17 protein-coding genes are annotated in these 18,795 nt (G+C 36.4%); 1 reads left to right on the top strand and 16 read right to left on the bottom strand.

Going from position 1 to position 18,795, the window contains the following annotated elements:
* Window positions 1-328: 328 nt before the first annotated feature.
* The 5 genes from LEGAS_RS04520 to xerC all read right to left on the bottom strand — a co-directional run bounded on the left by LEGAS_RS04520 (window position 329) and on the right by xerC (window position 4,919).
* On the bottom strand, window positions 329-928 hold the full coding sequence (locus tag LEGAS_RS04520) for a non-canonical purine NTP pyrophosphatase (protein WP_013231529.1): 600 nt from the start codon (window positions 926-928) through the stop codon (window positions 329-331).
* Between the two features lie 91 nt (window positions 929-1,019).
* On the bottom strand, window positions 1,020-1,730 hold the full coding sequence (locus LEGAS_RS04515) for a nicotinamide mononucleotide transporter family protein (protein ID WP_013231528.1): 711 nt from the start codon (window positions 1,728-1,730) through the stop codon (window positions 1,020-1,022).
* A gap of 154 nt (window positions 1,731-1,884) precedes the next feature.
* Window positions 1,885-2,487 carry a phosphoribosylanthranilate isomerase gene (locus tag LEGAS_RS04510; RefSeq protein ID WP_013231527.1) on the bottom strand — a complete coding sequence of 201 codons (603 nt, stop codon included), beginning with the start codon at window positions 2,485-2,487 and terminating at the stop codon, window positions 1,885-1,887.
* Window positions 2,488-3,075: 588 nt separating this feature from the next.
* Entirely contained in the window at window positions 3,076-3,954 is an 879-nt protein-coding gene (locus LEGAS_RS04505; protein ID WP_010389386.1) for an aldose 1-epimerase family protein, read from the bottom strand.
* A 53-nt stretch (window positions 3,955-4,007) separates the two neighbouring features.
* Window positions 4,008-4,919 (bottom strand): tyrosine recombinase XerC, encoded by a 912-nt coding sequence (xerC, locus tag LEGAS_RS04500; protein ID WP_013231526.1) that lies wholly within the window; start codon window positions 4,917-4,919, stop codon window positions 4,008-4,010.
* Window positions 4,920-5,078: 159 nt separating this feature from the next.
* Between xerC and LEGAS_RS04495 the strand changes: the two genes are divergently transcribed.
* Window positions 5,079-5,513 (top strand): hypothetical protein, encoded by a 435-nt coding sequence (locus tag LEGAS_RS04495; protein ID WP_013231525.1) that lies wholly within the window; start codon window positions 5,079-5,081, stop codon window positions 5,511-5,513.
* 92 nt (window positions 5,514-5,605) lie between these two features.
* Here the strand turns inward: LEGAS_RS04495 and LEGAS_RS04490 are convergent, their stop codons facing one another.
* The 11 genes from LEGAS_RS04490 to glyS all read right to left on the bottom strand — a co-directional run bounded on the left by LEGAS_RS04490 (window position 5,606) and on the right by glyS (window position 18,794).
* Window positions 5,606-6,949: a PFL family protein gene (locus LEGAS_RS04490; RefSeq protein WP_010389392.1), complete on the bottom strand. Its 1,344-nt coding sequence runs from the start codon at window positions 6,947-6,949 to the stop codon at window positions 5,606-5,608.
* Window positions 6,950-7,003: 54 nt separating this feature from the next.
* Window positions 7,004-7,276, bottom strand: coding sequence for an ACT domain-containing protein (locus LEGAS_RS04485; RefSeq protein ID WP_010389394.1), 273 nt, complete (start codon window positions 7,274-7,276; stop codon window positions 7,004-7,006).
* Window positions 7,277-7,349: 73 nt separating this feature from the next.
* Window positions 7,350-8,510, bottom strand: coding sequence for a hydroxymethylglutaryl-CoA synthase (locus LEGAS_RS04480; RefSeq protein WP_010389397.1), 1,161 nt, complete (start codon window positions 8,508-8,510; stop codon window positions 7,350-7,352).
* An 84-nt stretch (window positions 8,511-8,594) separates the two neighbouring features.
* Window positions 8,595-10,217 carry an ABC-F family ATP-binding cassette domain-containing protein gene (locus LEGAS_RS04475; protein WP_010389399.1) on the bottom strand — a complete coding sequence of 541 codons (1,623 nt, stop codon included), beginning with the start codon at window positions 10,215-10,217 and terminating at the stop codon, window positions 8,595-8,597.
* A gap of 134 nt (window positions 10,218-10,351) precedes the next feature.
* Entirely contained in the window at window positions 10,352-10,789 is a 438-nt protein-coding gene (locus tag LEGAS_RS04470; RefSeq protein WP_013231524.1) for a hypothetical protein, read from the bottom strand.
* A gap of 56 nt (window positions 10,790-10,845) precedes the next feature.
* Window positions 10,846-11,589: an RsmE family RNA methyltransferase gene (locus tag LEGAS_RS04465; protein ID WP_010385981.1), complete on the bottom strand. Its 744-nt coding sequence runs from the start codon at window positions 11,587-11,589 to the stop codon at window positions 10,846-10,848.
* A 2-nt stretch (window positions 11,590-11,591) separates the two neighbouring features.
* Complete coding sequence (gene prmA / locus LEGAS_RS04460; protein WP_013231523.1) at window positions 11,592-12,467, bottom strand: 50S ribosomal protein L11 methyltransferase; 876 nt, start codon at window positions 12,465-12,467, stop codon at window positions 11,592-11,594.
* Window positions 12,464-13,534 (bottom strand): zinc-binding alcohol dehydrogenase family protein, encoded by a 1,071-nt coding sequence (locus tag LEGAS_RS04455; RefSeq protein WP_041771713.1) that lies wholly within the window; start codon window positions 13,532-13,534, stop codon window positions 12,464-12,466. The genes prmA and LEGAS_RS04455 overlap by 4 nt, the downstream gene beginning before the upstream one ends.
* A 105-nt stretch (window positions 13,535-13,639) precedes the next feature.
* Complete coding sequence (gene lepA, locus LEGAS_RS04450; RefSeq protein WP_013231522.1) at window positions 13,640-15,493, bottom strand: translation elongation factor 4; 1,854 nt, start codon at window positions 15,491-15,493, stop codon at window positions 13,640-13,642.
* Window positions 15,494-15,626: 133 nt separating this feature from the next.
* The gene (locus LEGAS_RS04445; protein WP_013231521.1) at window positions 15,627-16,685 is read right to left on the bottom strand and encodes a Gfo/Idh/MocA family oxidoreductase; all 1,059 of its coding nucleotides are present in this window, start codon (window positions 16,683-16,685) and stop codon (window positions 15,627-15,629) included.
* Between the two features lie 48 nt (window positions 16,686-16,733).
* Complete coding sequence (glyS, locus tag LEGAS_RS04440; protein ID WP_041771827.1) at window positions 16,734-18,794, bottom strand: glycine--tRNA ligase subunit beta; 2,061 nt, start codon at window positions 18,792-18,794, stop codon at window positions 16,734-16,736.
* Window position 18,795 lies beyond the last annotated feature (1 nt).

Raw genomic sequence — 18,795 nt, 5'->3', positions numbered from 1 at the left:
AAAAATAAATTATCAATTATGTTGTCCGTACTGTTAATTATAACGTGAATTCAAAACTGTCATCACATAAATATTTGTTCTAATTCACTATTGTGTGAATCATCAGATTAAAATCTGTTGCTAACATACTAAAAAACGCCACCTACTCCGAAGAATAAGTGGCGGGTAGGTAGATAGATTCTACCCAGTTGGTCCTCTATAGTATAGCTCACTTTTTTAAGAATAGCAATCTTTTTTAATGAATATATTATTCTCATGCTAATACTAACAAAAAGATAACCTTTTCTAGACATATAGCTGCCAATTTAATTCTAAATTAGTTAATGTTTTAAAATGTTTGGTCTATTTCTTGCAACAATTTTTTCGCTGCACGACCGCGGTGTGAATAAGCCACCCTCTCGTACATCGGCATTTCTGCAAATGTCTTACCATTTTCGGCTACAAATAGGGCATCAAATCCAACTGAATAGTTGCCACGTTCATTTTGTGCAACAATGACCCCACCACGTCCATTGCTTGTAGCTATTCTACCATGGGGCATCACTAGAACAAATAAAGCCTCTAAGTAAGCACTGCGAGTAACATCTGAATTATAAAGATGCAATAAATAATCGTTTTCCTCATGAATTGATTTTAATCCAAGTGCTTTTAATTCTCGTGAGGTTGTTAATCCAAAACGTTCAGGAAAAGCTGCAAAATAGGCGCCAGTATCATCAGCCAAGATATTATCATTTGGTAAAAATTGTTGAATATATTGTGCCTTATTTAAAGCATTAAGGTATTGATTTGAGACTGTTTCAGTCGGAAATTCTTTTTCATCAATTAATTCACGATAATTAATAATGGATACCCCAAATTCCGCAAAAACACCTTGTATTTCACGTGTTTTTGCGGAATTATTGGATGCTACGATTATTTTTTTAATCATTTAACCACTCGATTCATATATTTTAACAACGCCAGTTATTTTATTCTACCATGTTGCTTTATTTGCACCAAGTAACATAAAAAAATTTCTTTTAAACGTCTTCAATATCATTCTGTCTAGCCATTCGCCATATTGGATAAGCGACGCCGCTGTTAACAATATAATATAAATATTTTCCAACATTAGCAAAATTGCCTTGCGTAGTAGCTTTCACTAATTGGACAAAGTTATAAAAAATCCAAAATAACCATTGATCTTCAATTTTGAAAATATTTAATATATTTGGAATTAAAGAAAGACTAAAAACTGCACTTGCTAACCAAAATAACGGACTTGTATTTTGAAAAGCTAAATAATTTAAACCTAAACTTAATATGATTGCGCCGCCAACTACGAATGGCAGCCATTTCTTGAAATCAGTCGCACGATTAACATGTTTGTCTTCATATTGGCGCCAGCCCTTAATCGATGCAGCGTTAAGTAAAAAAGACACTGGATATGTCAATATAGCACCATTGTTTCCGAGTATAAAATCAATGACACCTGACACGAGCGTATTGACAGTTCCTACAATGTTTCCAAATTTGTTCAACCTAGCAGTTAAGCGTGTAGACATAATAGATAAACTAGATGAAATCACTGAAATTATACCAAATGGCACATATTTAGCCCATTCATTTTTTGAAAAGAATACGCTTTGAGTAAGATTATCAAAAAAATAACCTGACGTATAGGCGGCAAAAATAACAATAAGTACCCCAAACAAGTCAAATAACCATGATTTATTAAGCGCTTTTAGCATGTGTCGTAAAATCTCCATTAATTTTTTGAGGGTTGATCTGTTGAGAACGCATGCAGTATTCTTTCTAAACTGCTTTTATTAGTTGCCAACAGTAACTCTTATAGGTTAACAAATATCGCTATTATTGTGATTAATTCAACAATTATTTAAAATATTATTTTCTATCTGTCTGTTGTCGTACGATATCTACCAAAGCACGCATTTTTTCCAGATTTTTAATGCCGGATACCTCATCACCACTAGAAATATCAACCCACTCCGGCTGAACTTGATTTATCGCATCTTGCAAATTGTCAGTTGTTAAACCACCCGCTAACATCAAAGGTGTTTGACGTAAGGGTTTTGGCGGTACAATACGCCAATCAAATGTTTTCCCAGAGCCAAATTCGTTATCTAGCAATACATAGTTTGCGGCTGTTTTAATTAATGCTTGCTGTGGTTTAACCACTTGAATCACAGGAACATTTTTTTCTCGTAATAATGTTACTTCTAATTCGGATTCATCACCGTGTAGTTGTACACCTTGTATGAGGCCAGTAGAAAAAAAAGTCAACATATCCATCACATTTTGATTAACAAATACACCATATAACGGAATATTACCATCTAAACGATCGCGTATTTTAAGCGCTGTCATCAAATTCACTGTCCTACGCTGTCCTGGTGCAAAAATAATGCCTGCCATATCAGGGTTCACTTTATTTAAAAGGTCAGCATCTTCAACACGAAAGTTCCCACAAAGTTTAATTTTAGTCATATGCGCGTATTGCCCATCCTATCGAATTGTAATATATCTGTTTTATCTTTCACGATGTGCTGCATGTTTAATAACATGACTTTAGCAACTACTATTTCAAACCCAATTAATTTAGTTCGTATATCATCAACAAATTTACTAAATATTTCAACACCTTACTGACAACGGGCATCAATAATTCAAGCATAAATTATCCATAATCTATGCTTGATGTTATCACTTTATTGTTCAAATTGTTCTACATGTACAATCGTTTTTAGAGACAATAAAAAACCATTCTAAAAATATTTACCTATTGCAATATTTTCAGGATAGTTTTCCGCGGTGCCATCTGATTTTCAGATATCAAACCATATCAAAGATAATGACCTAATAACTTACTCCGCCATAGCTTGCTAATACAGACCTGAAAACTACTTTTAATTATTTTTTGAAAGCCTACGATTTCAGTGTCTTAGATTTCTTCAGTACACAGTTGGTTTACTCTTCATCTTATTAGTTTGTTTAAACGATGATATTGTCACTATTCTATTAAACCTAAAAAACATGTTATTGATGTACTTCAATATTTTTTGACGCGAACATAGTCTAGAAAAATTTCAAACTATAAGTCCCGTTGAATGTGTCACCTGCTGCCAACACATTCACACCGAACTTTTCTTTAAAGTTGCCGGTTGAATCAACTGTATCAGCAATTCCCCACCATGGTTCTAATGCAATAAAGGGTGCCTCTTTTCCAGCTGGTGTCCAAATACCTAAAAATTGTGCATTATCTAACGTCATACGTAGCCCATGTTGGTTAGCAAGACGTGCAAGTAAAAATGATGTTTTTTGACGATCTAACTTTAAAATAATCGCATCATCATGGTAATCTTCTTGACGTAATCGTAACGGAATATTTGCATTAAAAGGGGTTGGTACGTTTGGATTCGAGTAAGGACCAGTTAAGCGGACACGATCATAAAGTTTTTCCGGTTCAATCGAAACATAGTAATCTGAAAATTTACCACCATCAAGTGGTAAATTAAATGCTGGATGTCCGCCAACACTGAAAAATAGTGATTCTTCTGTGTCAGTATTGTGAACAATATATGCAATTTTAAGATCATTGTCATCTGTTAAATCATAGCGAATATCCAATTGAAACTTGAATGGATAGACGCGCATTGTCGAACCTGTATCATGAATCCGAAAAAGAGCATGGTTATCGTTGTGCTCAACGACATCAAAAACTGTATTGCGCGCGAAACCATGTTGATTCATAAAATAGGTTTCACCTGCAACTTTGTACTGGTCCCCACGTAAACGGCCCACAATAGGAAACAAATTAGATGCGTGACGCCCCCAATACTTTGGATCTCCAATCCAAATATATTCCAACTCGGCCTGTTTGTGCCACACGCTAGTTAATTCGGCACCTTCTTCATTAATCATTATTTTTAAGTTTTTATTTTCTAGTTTAATCATAATACCTATATTCTACCAAATTTTGAGAGATAAATGTAATTAATGTTAAGCGTTTACAGCTTTTTTTTGGCACGTGGGAAAAAATTTTGGTAATTTTTTTGTAAATTTTCACGTGTCACATGCGTGTACATTTGCGTTGTCGACAAATTAACATGACCTAATAATTCTTGCACGGTACGCATATCAGCACCATTATTAAGCAAATGCGTAGCAAATGTGTGACGTAACATGTGTGGATGAATTTTACCAGTTAATGTCGAACGCTTCATTAATTCGTTTAAAATATATGTAATCCCTGCAGTTGTTATTGGTTCACCACGATGATTAACAAACACAAAATCATGTGGTACTTGCTTTGCTATCAATTTAGGACGTGTCTCTTTTAAATATTGCGATAGCGCTTGTGCTGCAAAATGACCAAATGGCACGTATCTATCCTTATTCCCCTTGCCATGAATTAAAACTAATCGCTGAGAAAAATCTAATTGTGTCGTCATCAAATTGGCAATTTCTGCCACACGTGCACCTGTAGCATATAAAAACTCTAATATAGCAGCATTCCTTTGCCACAATAAATCTTCGGGATTATATGCGACATCGAATAGTGTTGTCATTTCTGTTTCATAAAAAAATTCTGGCAGATGATTTTCATGTTTTCGAAGGGCCACATTATCAAATGGGTTATCAGTCACAAATTGATTGGCAATCATGAATTGGTAGAACATACGTAGACTACTGATTTTCCTGGAAATAGTTGTTCTCGCTAATTTTCGCTCATATAAGTCGTTTAAGTAGACTCTTACATCCAATATTTGTACTGTTTTAAAGTTAATAAATCCACCATTTTTCGTTAAAAATATCACAAATTCATCAATATCAGACAAATATGCCTTCAATGTCAACGGCGAATATTGTCGCTCAGACTCAATATAGACTTGATACAATTGTTGTTCTCGTGTTTTCATAACTTCATTATACGCGCTATTCTCTCGTTTCAAAAATTAAGAAGACTTTAATTTAGTTACAATCATTCAAACATACCCAAATTATGTTTTTTTTTCGATATAATTAAGGTTAGTAGTAGTTTGACTAAATTCTTAAACTAATCACAGAGGAGACTCCTTATGAAAATACCTATCCAAACACCATTGGAACAATTACATCAAAATGTTTTATTTTTAAAAAATAAATCATTACACGCAATTAGCAGTTTCCGACAAAACATTTTAAATAATCGTGATGCGCATCATATTAATTCAAAACAATTGAAATTATCTGATACGAGAGAAATTGCCATTGTCCCCTATGAATCAAATGCTAAAGTCGTTGACTCAAACAGTTTTGCGTACGCACTCGAGTCTGCCATGACAGAGAGCAACAGTGGCATACAGCAATCATCCAAGATACGAAACCATATAACATCTTTTTTGCATCGCCCAGCTCGAGTTTTGGCAAGTATCGTCATTATCGTCTTAATTGTCTATATTGCTATTATGGCAGGACAATCTAATTCAACAAATCAACAACCTATAGAACAAACACCACAGAAATCAAAATAATTCATGTTCCCAATATAAAAGCGATCTTATCTTTTTGATAAGATCGCTTTTATGAGAAGCATAACATTTGTACGTTAAACACGCCGCTATTATTAGTTTTTAAATGAATGAATAGGTGCTGGAATATGACCACCACGATTAATGAAGTCTGCACTTGATTTCTCAACTACTGGCATCACTGGTGCGGTCCCTAATAAACCACCATAATCAATCATATCCCCAACTTTAGCGCCATTAGTTGGTAAAATTCGGACTGCAGTTGTTTTATTGTTTTGTACCCCAATTGCCGCTTCATCAGCAATCATTGCCGCAATAGTTGTTGCATCCGTTTCACCTGGAATTGCAATCATATCTAGCCCAACGGAACAAACAGCTGTCATTGCTTCAAGTTTTGCTAATGATAACACCCCCGCCTTAACAGCATCAATCATACCAGCATCCTCAGAAACGGGAATAAAGGCACCAGATAAACCACCGACACGTTGCGATGCCATGACACCACCTTTTTTAACAGCATCATTTAGTAACATTAGTGCTGCTGTTGTGCCATGCGTACCAACCATCTCAAGTCCGATTTCTTCCAGTACTTCCGCAACTGAATCACCACGAGCTGGTGTAGGCGCTAAACTCAAATCTACTATACCAAATTCCACACCTAAACGTTCAGCAGCTAATGCGCCAACCATTTGGCCAACACGTGTAATTTTAAAAGCTGTTTTCTTAATCGTTTCGGCAACAACTTGAATCGATTCGCCCTTAACTTTTTCAATAGCACGCTTTACAACACCTGGACCAGAAACACCGACATTAATAACAACATCAGCTTCACTCACACCATGAAAGGCACCAGCCATAAAGGGATTATCTTCTACCGCATTAGCAAAAACAACCATTTTTGCATTCGCAGTATCTGACTTATCAGTAATCGCTTTAATCGTTTCACCCATCAATTTGATGGCATCTAAGTTAATACCAGCCTTTGTCGATCCAATATTAACACTTGACATAACCAGATCTGTTTCAGTTAACACGCGTGGTAACGACTTGATCAAAGATAAATCACCATTAGCAAAACCTTTTTGAACTAATGCAGAATACCCGCCAATAAAATCTACGCCCACAGCCTTAGCAGCATCATCTAAAGCATGCGCATAGTATAGCATCTCATCAGGTGTTGCCTTCCCAGCAATCAAAGCAATAGGTGTCACACTAATGCGCTTGTTTGTAATCGGAATACCAAATTCACGCTCAATTTGTTGTGTTACTTTAACCAAATTCTTTGCATAAGTTGTAATTTTTTGATAAATGTTCTTTGCAGTTTCTTGTGGTGTGCCAGCTATAGTATCAAGCAAAGAAATACCCATCGTAACGGTTCGAATATCCAAATGCTCTTCTGAAACCATATTAATGGTTTCAGTTATTTGAGTGGTTTCCATAATTTCTCCCAATTTTTGTTTGTGTAACTAATCTATTTTAATGCTTGCTGTTACTCAAACACGACTCATTGCATCAAATATTTCTTCACGTTGTGTATGAATTTCAACAGTTAATCGTTTGCCAAGTAGATTTAAGTCATCTTGAAGTTTGTTAAACTCTTCATCCAATTGTGCCAAATTAACTAGCATACTCATTGTGAAAATATCAGACATAATTGTCTGTGATACATCTAAAATATTAATGTTATGGTCCGATAATGTCTTAGAGACACCGGCTATAATTCCAGGTTTATCTTTCCCTATAACTGTTACAACTGCTTTAGCCATTTTTTTCCTCTTTAAAAGTTATTTAAGTAATTATACAGTATTTACATGTTCAATGCCATTACTTTTAGGAGGCTCACCTATAAACACGTTCACCATTGTGCCAACCTAAAAATTGGAATAACTTGGTGTCTTTAACAGCATTTGAATTAATATTAATATGAGAATCATACAGCTGGGATTTAAACATCGTTTCATACTGATTTACAGACACAAGTTGCCGTTTCAATAATAACTGCTGTGTCATTTTAGCTGGTACGTGATTTTCAAAACCGTTTTGAAGGGTGACAGAATAAAGTTCTGCCTCTGCACCTGATCCATAACTAAAAATAGCTAATTTGTCCCCAGATTTTAAATCAGTAGCATAACTTAATAAGGACAAGAGGCTTAAATATACTGAACCAGTGTAAAGATTACCAACCTCTCGGTTGAATTTTTGACTAGCTTTCAAATGATGTGTTAGCTTTTGTTGATGTGCCAATGTTGCTTCATTTATAATTTGATCAAGTGCTTTTTTACCCATTTTTGTATAAGGTAGATGAAACGCAAATCCTGCGAAATCATTTAACTGTTGATTTGTTTTTAATTGGTAACGCTGCCACAATGTCAGAAACATTTCTTTATAAATATCAGTTGATAAGTGCCCATCGACAAGTGCCTCTTGACGATCAACTGGACGCCAAAAATCAGAAACATTGCGACTCATATATACCGAATCAGTATTAATACTAACAATTTTAGGTGCTTCCGATACTATCATAGCAATTGCTCCAGCACCCTGTGTAACTTCGCCAGACGTCGATAAACCGTAACGGGCAATATCTGATGCGACAACCAATACGCGTCTTCCAGGATGCGTTGCGACGTAATCACGCGCTTGCATCAAACCGTAAGTGCCCGCATAACATGCTTGTTTGAGTTCAATAGTACGCACAAATTCAGAAAGTTCAAGCAATGTTTGCATATAAAGCGCACTTGATTTTGAATTATCGATACCAGACTCTGTTGCAAAAATAATGAGATCTATTTTTTCACGATCATCAGCCGTTATGATTTTTATAGCTGCATTAGCACCCATTGTAACGACATCTTCAAAATTAGGCACGACGGTTTGTCGATTCTGTCCAATACCTATTGTATATTTATCTGGTTCATCACCACGTGCCTTTGCTAATGTGACAAGATCTAACACATAGTTAGGGGTGTAGAATGCTATTTTATCAATACCTATTGTCATTATTTAAAACTCCTCTGAAATTATTATACCATGCAAAAAAGCGCCACTAGACGCTTTTTTGCATGACATTTATTCATTATAATTTTAGTAAAGTGCCGCAACTTTTTCTTGTGTACTCTCGGTTGAAATAAATTCATCATAAGATGTATCTACACGGTCAACAACACCTTTAGCAGAAACTTCAATAACATGATTTGCCGTCGTTGCTAAGAACTCATGGTCATGTGAAGTCATAACGATACCGCCCTTGAAATTAACAACAGCATCATTTAAAGATTGAATGGATTCCAAGTCCAAATGGTTTGTTGGATCATCCATTAATAATACATTTGCCTTGAGTAACATCATTTTGGCTAGTGTTATACGAACTTTTTCACCACCCGATAAAACTTTAATGGCTTTGAGCGAATCATCACCACGGAACAATAACTGTCCAAGCATGCCCCGAAGACTCGTATTATCTTTTTGTTCTTCTTCTGCAAAATCACGTAACCAATCTAAAATCGTTACATCTTGGTTTTCAAAGTTATCATTTAAATCTTTTGCAATGTAGGACTGTGTTGTTGTCACACCCCAATTAACAGTACCTGTGTCGGGCATCATAGTACCAGCAATAATTTGCATTAATGTTGTTGTTGCCAAATCAGAGCGTGATAAAATAGCAATTTTATCACTAGGACGACCAATAAACGAGATGTTATCCAACACTTTTTCGCCATCAATTGTTTTGGAGATATTTTCCACACGAATCATGTCATTTCCCATTTCACGATTAAGTGGGAAATTAATAAATGGATACTTGCGTGATGAGGGTTTAATATCATCAAGTGTAATTTTGTCTAATTGCTTTTTACGTGCAGTCGCCTGCTTAGATTTCGACGCGTTCGCTGAAAAACGTGCAACGAATTCTTGTAGTTGTTTAATTTGTTCTTCTTTTTTAGAGTTTTGTTGTGAAGCTAAGCGCTGAGCTAGTTCTGAAGATTCACGCCAAAAATCATAATTACCAACAAATGGTGTGATTTTACCAAAATCAACATCTAAAATATTAGTAGACACAGCATTCAAAAAATGACGATCATGCGATACAACAATCACTAAGTTAGGGAAATCCGCTAAGAAATCCTCTAACCAGTTAATCGTTTGCACGTCTAAACCGTTTGTTGGTTCATCTAATACCAGAATATCAGGGTTTCCAAATAACGCTTGGGCTAACAAAACTTTAACTTTGTCGTTTTCTGTCAATTCACCCATTAAAGTATTGTGCATCGTATCTGAGATACCCAATTTACTTAATAACTGTCCAGCCTCAACTTCAGCATTCCAACCATCGAGTTCTTCAAATTCTGCACCTAAATCAGCAACGCGTACCCCATCTTCATCATTGAAATCAGGTTTAGCGTAAATTGCATCCATCTCAGTTTTAACTTCATATAACCTTTTATGTCCTTGAACAACAGTATCTAGCACTGTGAAGGCATCAAAAGCAAAATGATCCTGCTGCAAAGATGACAATCGTTCACCATCGCCAATGGTAATTGTTCCTTCAGTTGGCAATAGTTCACCCTGAAGTAGTTTTAAAAAGGTTGATTTTCCGGCACCATTGGCACCGATAATGCCATAAGTATTTCCAGGTATCAACTTTAAAGAAACATCCTGATATAATTTAGGTCCAGCAAAGCTGAAACTCATTTCTGATACTGTGATCAATTTTTTTCCTCCAATGAAATATGTTCAATACGCACATATCGGTAAAATACCTTATATAACTATACCAGAAAAAGCGCGAAATTTCGCGCTTTTTCACAATAATGACGATCTATTAGTAAAAATATACTACTCACTTAAGACTTGAACCCACCATCAATCGGTAGCGAAAAATCCTGTTCAATACCTGAGGCAAGATCCTGAAAGCCACTCTCAATTGGAATCAAACTTTCATCGGGATCATCACGTGTATCACCAAAAAATGTAAATAGACTGAGCACAATATAGAGCAAACTAAAGTAGAAACCATATTGCGTATGAACAAGTTTTAACCAAAACGTTGAAACACCACCAAAAATAACTGGTAAGAGTAAAATTAATAATGGCGAATAGCCATGTTTTCGAATAGCGTAACCAAAATATAATGTGTAACTACCATTAATAACAAGATATAACCAAATGATTTGATGGATTTCGCGAAAACCAATTTGTTGTGCAAAGAAGGGTAACAAAAATCCCAATAAAATTGCAGACAGCCACTGATAACCATAAAATTTGTTAAATGCTTTTTTCATATCTGACCACCTTTTAATTAAAAAACAATATGTAAATATGTATTATTTATTATAAACTATTCATTTAACTCGCGCAAGACACTAATTGCAGACAGTGCATATAAAGGCGCTGTTTCCGCTCGTAAGATTCTTGGCCCTAATCCGGCTGGATAATATTCATGACGAGCCAACGCTTCAATTTCTAAAATCGTCAATCCACCCTCTGGGCCAAAAACAAGATTCACATCTGTATCTATAGGCACCTCATTAATTGATTTAACCAACGTTGCGACTTCACCGGTACGAGCGGACTCTTCCCAAGCTACCAACCCCATTTGTTTAGGTAAATCAAGCACATTTTGCCAAGTTAAAAATTGAATTTGTGGCACTAACAGCCGATGAGACTGTTCAGCAGCAGCTTGGGCAATTTTTTGTAACCGTACTGCTTTTTTTGCTTCTTGTTTTTTCCAGTCAGCCACTGTACGTGTCATTTCAGCAAATACAATTCGATTGACACCCAATTCAGTTGCTTTTTGAACAAGCCAATCGGAACGGTCATTTTTCAATGGTGATACAATAATGGTGACATTTAGTGGTAATTCAACATCGCTGTCTAATCTTGACTTAACTGCTAACGTGATTTTCGCTTCATCAATAGCAATAACTTCACCAATGACAACTTTCAAATCAACACTCACAAACTCTGCTTGTGATCCAACTCGTGCACGTAATACTTTGCCAAAATGTTTGAAAACATCTTGATCCTTTGTCAAGGTTATATGATCACTGTTAATTAAGTTTTCTAAAAAGTAGCGTTGCATGATTATTTTTCCTTAATTTGTGTAATATAACTATGCCATTCGCCCATTTGAGATTTTTGAACAATTTCAAAACCATTAATATGTAATTGTTCTTCAATATGAGGTGCAATGGCATCATAAATACCCGATACTAAAAAGTAGCCTGTTGGTTTTAAACGTGAGATAGTCTGTGGAATTAATCTTTCAATCACATCCGCCAAAATATTTGCCACAATCAGATCAACTGGCTGTGTATCAACATTTAGTAATAAATCGCTCGTGATGACTTTTATATCTGTCGCAATTGGATTTAACATCAAGTTTTCTTTTGCAACTTTTACTGATATATCATCAATATCTGTCGCCAAAACAGAACGAACACCCAATAGCTTAGCCGCGACTGCTAAAACACCAGAACCTGTCCCAACGTCAATCATTGACTCACCACCACGTACAACCGTTTCTAAAGCTTGCATCATAAGACGCGTTGTCTCATGCGTCCCCGTACCGAAGGTTAATTGTGGATCCATAATAATTGGCATTTCTTCTGACTGTTGTGATTTAAATGTCTCCCACGATGGCACAACTGTCAAATGCCGTGTGATTCGCTGCGCATGATAGTACTTTTTCCAATTATTCTCCCAGTCTGATTGAGATATACCACTCACATGCACGGTTGCCGGTGAAGGATCTACCGCTATTTTTGATAATGATTGAAGTCGCGCTTGAATGTTTGCAAGAATATAAGATAATTGATCATTTTCTTCATAATAAGCGATGACTGATATCCCATTTTTTTCATCGATTTGAACGCCATCAGCACCAACAGATATTAATAGATCACATACAAATTCGACTGCCTCAGTATTCGTGTCAACCCTTACTGCTTGCCAACTCATAGTGGTTCCTCATCGTGTAAGATAACAACTTTACCAATCATATGGCCACTCTCAACATCTCGAGTGGCCTGTTTAATATTGTCAACAGTCAGTCCCTTGTAAGTCTTAGTTAGTGTAGATTTAATCACTTTATTGTCCAGCAAGTCAGCTATTTTGTTCAACGCTTCACCTTGGCTTGACATGTTAACACCATAATTTCCTTTTGCAAACATAAACACCCAGTTGAATTGCGCACCAATATTTTTGAGTGGACCAATATCAATTGGTCCACTCGTTTCAACAATCGATGCAATACGACCAAATGGCTTAATTGACTCTAATACTAGTGGCCAATATTTATTGGTATCTTGTAAAATAGCAATATAATCAACTTTATCATGCTTTATTTGAATTAACTGTTCATGTAAGTCTTGATGATAATCTAAAATATAATCTGCACCCAGTGATTTTACCCATGTTACAGATTCTGGACGTGATGCCGTGGTGATCACTGTTAGTCCCAAATATTTTGCCAGTTGAATTAATGTTGATCCAACACCGCCAGCGCCATTCAAAATAAAAATACTTTTACCGGTTCCCTCATTTTCAGTCACATCAAATCCAAAGGACTGTAGAATTTCAACTGCAGTAATTGCTGTCAAAGGCATTGCAGCAGTTTCGGCTACACTGATTTTAACTGGAGCATGGCCTACGAGTGATTCATTGACAACTTGGTATTGAGCGTTGGCCCCTGGATTTATTTGCACACCTGCATAATATACTAAATCACCAATTTCAAATTTTGAGACATTTTTGCCTAATCCAATTACCTCACCAGTCGCATCAAATCCAAGTATACGAAATTGACCATCTTCTTGATAAGTAATACGCATTTTCGTATCAACAGGATTAATAGCGCTAGCAGCAACCTTGATTAATAATTCGTGATCAGAAGGTTTCGGTTGCAAAATATTTTTCTCAATAAAAACATTTGGCTGATCAATCCTTAAGGCACGTTCGAAACCGATTGCGCGCATTTTATGACCACCAAACGGCCAATATTTTTTTATCTTGTCAAATAATGACATACTTGTCTCCTTTTAATATGCCTAAAACGCTGATTATTAGCATTTTTTAACATGAGTTATCTCACTGCATCTCTTTAAAACAAGCATTTAGATCACAAAATAGCATTAATTTCCACGTGCATACTGTGTATCATCATCTGTTTTCAACACTGCCATGAAAGCTTCTTGTGGCACTTCAACCGTACCAACTGACTTCATACGTGCTTTACCACGTTTTTGTTTATCTAGCAATTTGGCACGACGATCCGGATCACCAGTATGGATCTTTGATGTTACGTCTTTACGATACGCTTTGATATTTGTACGTGCCAATATTTTTGCCCCAATAGCTGCCTGAACTGGAATTTCAAAATTTTGCCGTGGAATAATTTCTTTCAATTTTGATGTAATCACACGACCACGTTCAGCTGCAAAATCTCGATGAACAATAAAGCTCAGTGCATCAACTTTTTCAGAATTTAGTAATATATCAATTTTGACTAAATCAGATTGACGATACCCGAAAATGTCATAATCTAATGATGCATACCCTCGCGTACTTGATTTTAGTTTATCAAAGAAATCAAAAATTATTTCTGATAAAGGAATTTTATATTTCACGTTCACACGTGTCTCATCTAAGTATTCCATCGTATCAAAATCACCCCGTTTGCGTTGCGCAAGCTCCATCACAGCACCGACATACTCATTTGGTACCATAATTTGAGCGTTCACATAAGGTTCTTCAATATACTTAATTTTTGAAGCATCAGGCATTTCAGATGGATTTTCAATTTCAATCAGTTCATCATCGTTGGTCATCACATGATATGTGACAGAAGGTGCAGTGGTCACCAAATCCAAGTCAAACTCACGTTCTAAGCGTTCTTGAACAACATCCATATGCAATAAACCTAGAAAACCAACACGATAACCAAATCCTAAAGCTTGTGATGTTTCAGGATCAAATGTTAGAGCAGCATCATTGAGTTGCAATTTTTCTAACGCATCACGTAAATCTGTATACTTAGCATTATCAGATGGGTACAGACCCGAATAAACCATTGGTGTCATAGGTTTATAGCCAGATAATGGTTCACTGGCTGGATGGTCAACAGAAGTTATTGTATCACCAGAATGTGTTGTGTGAATATCTTTGATTGCTGCAGTTAAGTAACCGACGTCCCCAGCCATTAAATAATCACGTTTCTGAGCACTTGGTGACATCACACCAACCTCATTGACTTCATATTCTGCTCCAGTATTCATCATCCTAATTTTATCGCCAGGTTTAACTATACCTTCACGCACCCGCATATTGACCACAACACCTCGGTAAGCATCATAGGCTGAATCAAAAATCAACGCGCGTAATGGTGCTGTTAAATCACCTGTTGGTGCAGGTAAATCAACCACAATTTTTTCCAATAATTCAGGAATACCAATACCCTTTTTAGCAGAAGCTAATACCGCTTCCGATGCATCAATACCAATAAGATCTTCAATTTCTGCACGAACTTTTTCTGCATCAGCAGCCGGTAAATCAATTTTATTGATAACCGGCAAAATTTCTAGATCATTATCTAATGCCAAATAAACATTGGCAAGCGTCTGTGCTTCTACGCCTTGTGCTGCATCAACAACTAAAATAGCCCCTTCAGCAGCAGCTAGTGAGCGCGACACTTCATAGGAAAAATCAACATGCCCTGGTGTATCAATTAAATGAAAAATATAGGTTTCACCATCATTTGCATCGTAATGTACTTCGACTGCGTTTAATTTAATTGTAATCCCACGTTCACGCTCCAGATCCATAGTGTCGAGCAATTGATTTTGCATATCACGCTCAGCTACAGTGTGTGTTTGCTCTAAAATGCGATCTGCAATCGTTGATTTTCCATGATCAATATGTGCCACAATTGAAAAATTGCGGATATGCTTTTGTCGTTCTTTAAGTTGTTCCAAATTAATTTCTGTCATTTTTTTATCACGCAAGTTATGCGTATACTTTCAATTTTTCTATCTAGTCTATTTTATCATGAATAGACAGAAAAAAACGTGAGCCACACCATTTCTGATACGCAACACGTTTAATTTTTTTTAAATGATTAAATTAATTGCCACTAAAGGATACCAATTTGTTTGAATCAGTTGATACACCCGTTGATAATAATTTCATAACCGTTAACATTTGTTCATCACTGACAAGTTTTGGCGCGCCGTTCACCAGGGTATCAAATACACTATCATATATACGACCATAATCACCTAAAACACTAGGAACCATTTTTTCAATACGATCCCCGCTTTGATTGAAATAAACAAGTTTCCCATAATTTTGTGGTGCATCTACCCCAAAACCAACAGTCCCTGGCATAATTCCAGCTTTTAAATCGTTTTCTTGTTCATCAACATCATATTTTATAAAGGTGCCATGTGTGCCACGTAATTGCCATTTTGGATACTGAATAGTTGCTAATTCAGTTGTTTGTATTGTTGCCTTCAGCGCATTTTTATAGAACATATTAACTTCTATTTGATCATCCAGAGTTGCCTCTAAAATTCGTGTCGCTCGTAAATCGTACATTGCTGATTTTGGTGCGCCAAACAGACTGACAACTTGGTCGACTAAATGGACACCATGTCCGTAAAGAGAACCATCAATAGCAGGTCCTTCAAAGATGCCATCATTTGGCCTATAGTGATCCATGTGGACCTCTAAGTCTACTAAACGACCCAAATAACCGTTTCCTATGACTTGTTTTACAGTTAAAAAATCACTATCAAATCTACGACTTTGGTATGGCATAATGAATAGACCTTGTTTACGTGCTAAATCAACAAGTATTTTTGCTTCATCAAAATTTGCTGCCATTGGTTTATCAACCAGTACATTTTTGCCAGCTTCAAGTAACCTTTTAGTCATCGTGTAATGACTAGACGATGGTGTGACAACAACGACAAGATCAATAGTACTATCATTGATAATATCTTGTACATCAGTAGAAAAAATAGTGCCTGTTGTTTCCCATTCAAATTGATCTGCCGGCCGTTTTCCAAGTGTGGGAGTCACGATACGTCCTACTTTGAACTGATCCAATCGTAATTTTAAGTATGGTAAATGGTAACGATTTGTACTTTTCCCAAAACCAATATAAGCAATATTTAACATAATCATTCACCCTTGTTTAGTTTTATCAGTCATTCATATCATTTGCAACTATTTAATCACAATTTGTTCTAAATCACCTAATGCAGAAATAAGTTTATCAATCATATGTAATTGTAAATAACGATTATTTTTAACCAACTCATTATCCGCATTAACCATTGTCATATCGAAGTAATCTGCAATTGGTTTTTGTAGTTCAGCTAAGGCACTGTACACTGCATCGCCACCTTGTGATTCTAGTGCTGCCAAATTAATTTTTTGTGTTGCTATAAATAGTGCCTGCTCAGTTTGATTTTCAAACAGACTCTCATCAACAAGCCCTTCTGCTGGTTGTTTCATTGCCAAACGTGAAACACGTGTTAATGCTTCAATAATATCACGGAAATTATCATCATCAGCATGATTTGCTAACGTTTGCGTACGGTCTACAATATAAACAACATCTACATCAGGCGTCAGAGCTGTTCCCGCAGCCACAATATCTGGCCGTACATCGCCATCCAAAGCTAGTTTACGAACACGATCCAAAATAAATGTCATAATTGCAGTCAGATCAGCATTCTCGGTGACCTCACCGTTAGATTTTACAAAATCAGATAACAATGATCGCAATGCAACATGCCAGTGCTTATTTTGAAGCGTTCTTACCACGCCGTTTGCTGCGCGTCGTAAACCATATGGGTCATTTGATCCAGAGGGAATAAGATCGGCTGAAAAGAAAGTGACAATGGTATCTAGTTTATCAGCTATTGCTAACACGGCGCCAACTGCAGTTTCTGCAATATTACCATTAGCAGAAACCGGCATATAATGTTCTCTTATGGCACTGGCCACTGCAGCGCTTTCACCAAATAATTGCGCATAATGTTCACCCATAATGCCTTGTAATTCATCAAATTCACCAACCATGCCAGTCATCAAATCAAACTTGTAAATTTCAGAAGCACGTGCTAGATCAGCTTTTTGCGTCTCATCAAATTGCAACTCATCAGCTAAACTAGCAGCTAGTCGCCCAACACGCTGCATATGTTCGTAAACTGTCCCAATTTTTTCATGGAAAACCAATTTTTTAACCTTTGTCATATTATCATCAATGGTTTTTTGTTTGTCCTCTTGATAGAAAAATTCAGCATCTTCTAGTCGAGCGACCAGCACTTTCTCATTGCCTGCAATGACATTATCAAGATGTTCAGAATTACCATTACGTACTGACAGAAAGTGTGGTAACAAATCATTTGCTTGATTTGTCACATAGAAAAAACGCTGATGTTCACGCATTGATGTCATTAACACTTCATCTGGCAATTCTAAGTATTTATTTTCAAAACCACCAGAAAATGCCGTCGGCCATTCAACAATATTATTAACTTCTTCCAACAAATTTTGCGCTGCATCTGAGCTCAAATCTAACAACCAGTTATTTTGATTTGCTATATCTTCAAGTTGTGACTGTATAATACCTTTACGTGTCGCTGCATCTACAATAACATAGGCCGCCTTTAGGGTCGCAACATATACCCCCGCATTAGCAATTGTGATATGTTCATTTGACAAAAAACGATGTCCACGTGTCATACGTCCTGTTTTAACGTCTAAAATGTTAAAATCAATCACTTTTTCATCAAGTAAAGCAACAATCCATCGAATTGGCCGCACATACAAAAAGGCATTGTTAGCCCATTTCATATATGTTGTGAATTTCATTTGTGCAATAACTTCTTCACCAATACTAGCTAGAATATCAGCTGCTGACACGCCTGGCGTATGCTTAGTTAACCAAACATAACCATCACGTTCTTCAAAATTTTCTGGTGTCATACCTTGCCCTCGAGCAAATCCTTGGGCAGCTTTTGACCAATTACCGTTATCATCTTTTGCACGTTCAATCGATGGTCCACGCTTTTCTTCTGATAGTGCCTCTGATTCAGATGATATATCAATCAACTCTACCGCTAATCGACGTGGTGTAGAGTAAGGTTGAATATGACCTACTGATAAACGATGTTCAGACAAAAATTCTGTTGTACGTGCAATTAATTGCGCTTCTGAACTCGTTACCAAATGTGCTGGCATTTCTTCTAAACCAATTTCTAGTAAAAATGTTGACATC

It is taken from the genome of Leuconostoc gasicomitatum LMG 18811, from assembly GCF_000196855.1.
Taxonomy (GTDB): domain Bacteria; phylum Bacillota; class Bacilli; order Lactobacillales; family Lactobacillaceae; genus Leuconostoc; species Leuconostoc gasicomitatum.
The sequence above is the reverse complement of the archived record's forward strand: the minus strand, read 5'-3'. Positions and strand labels throughout refer to the sequence as shown.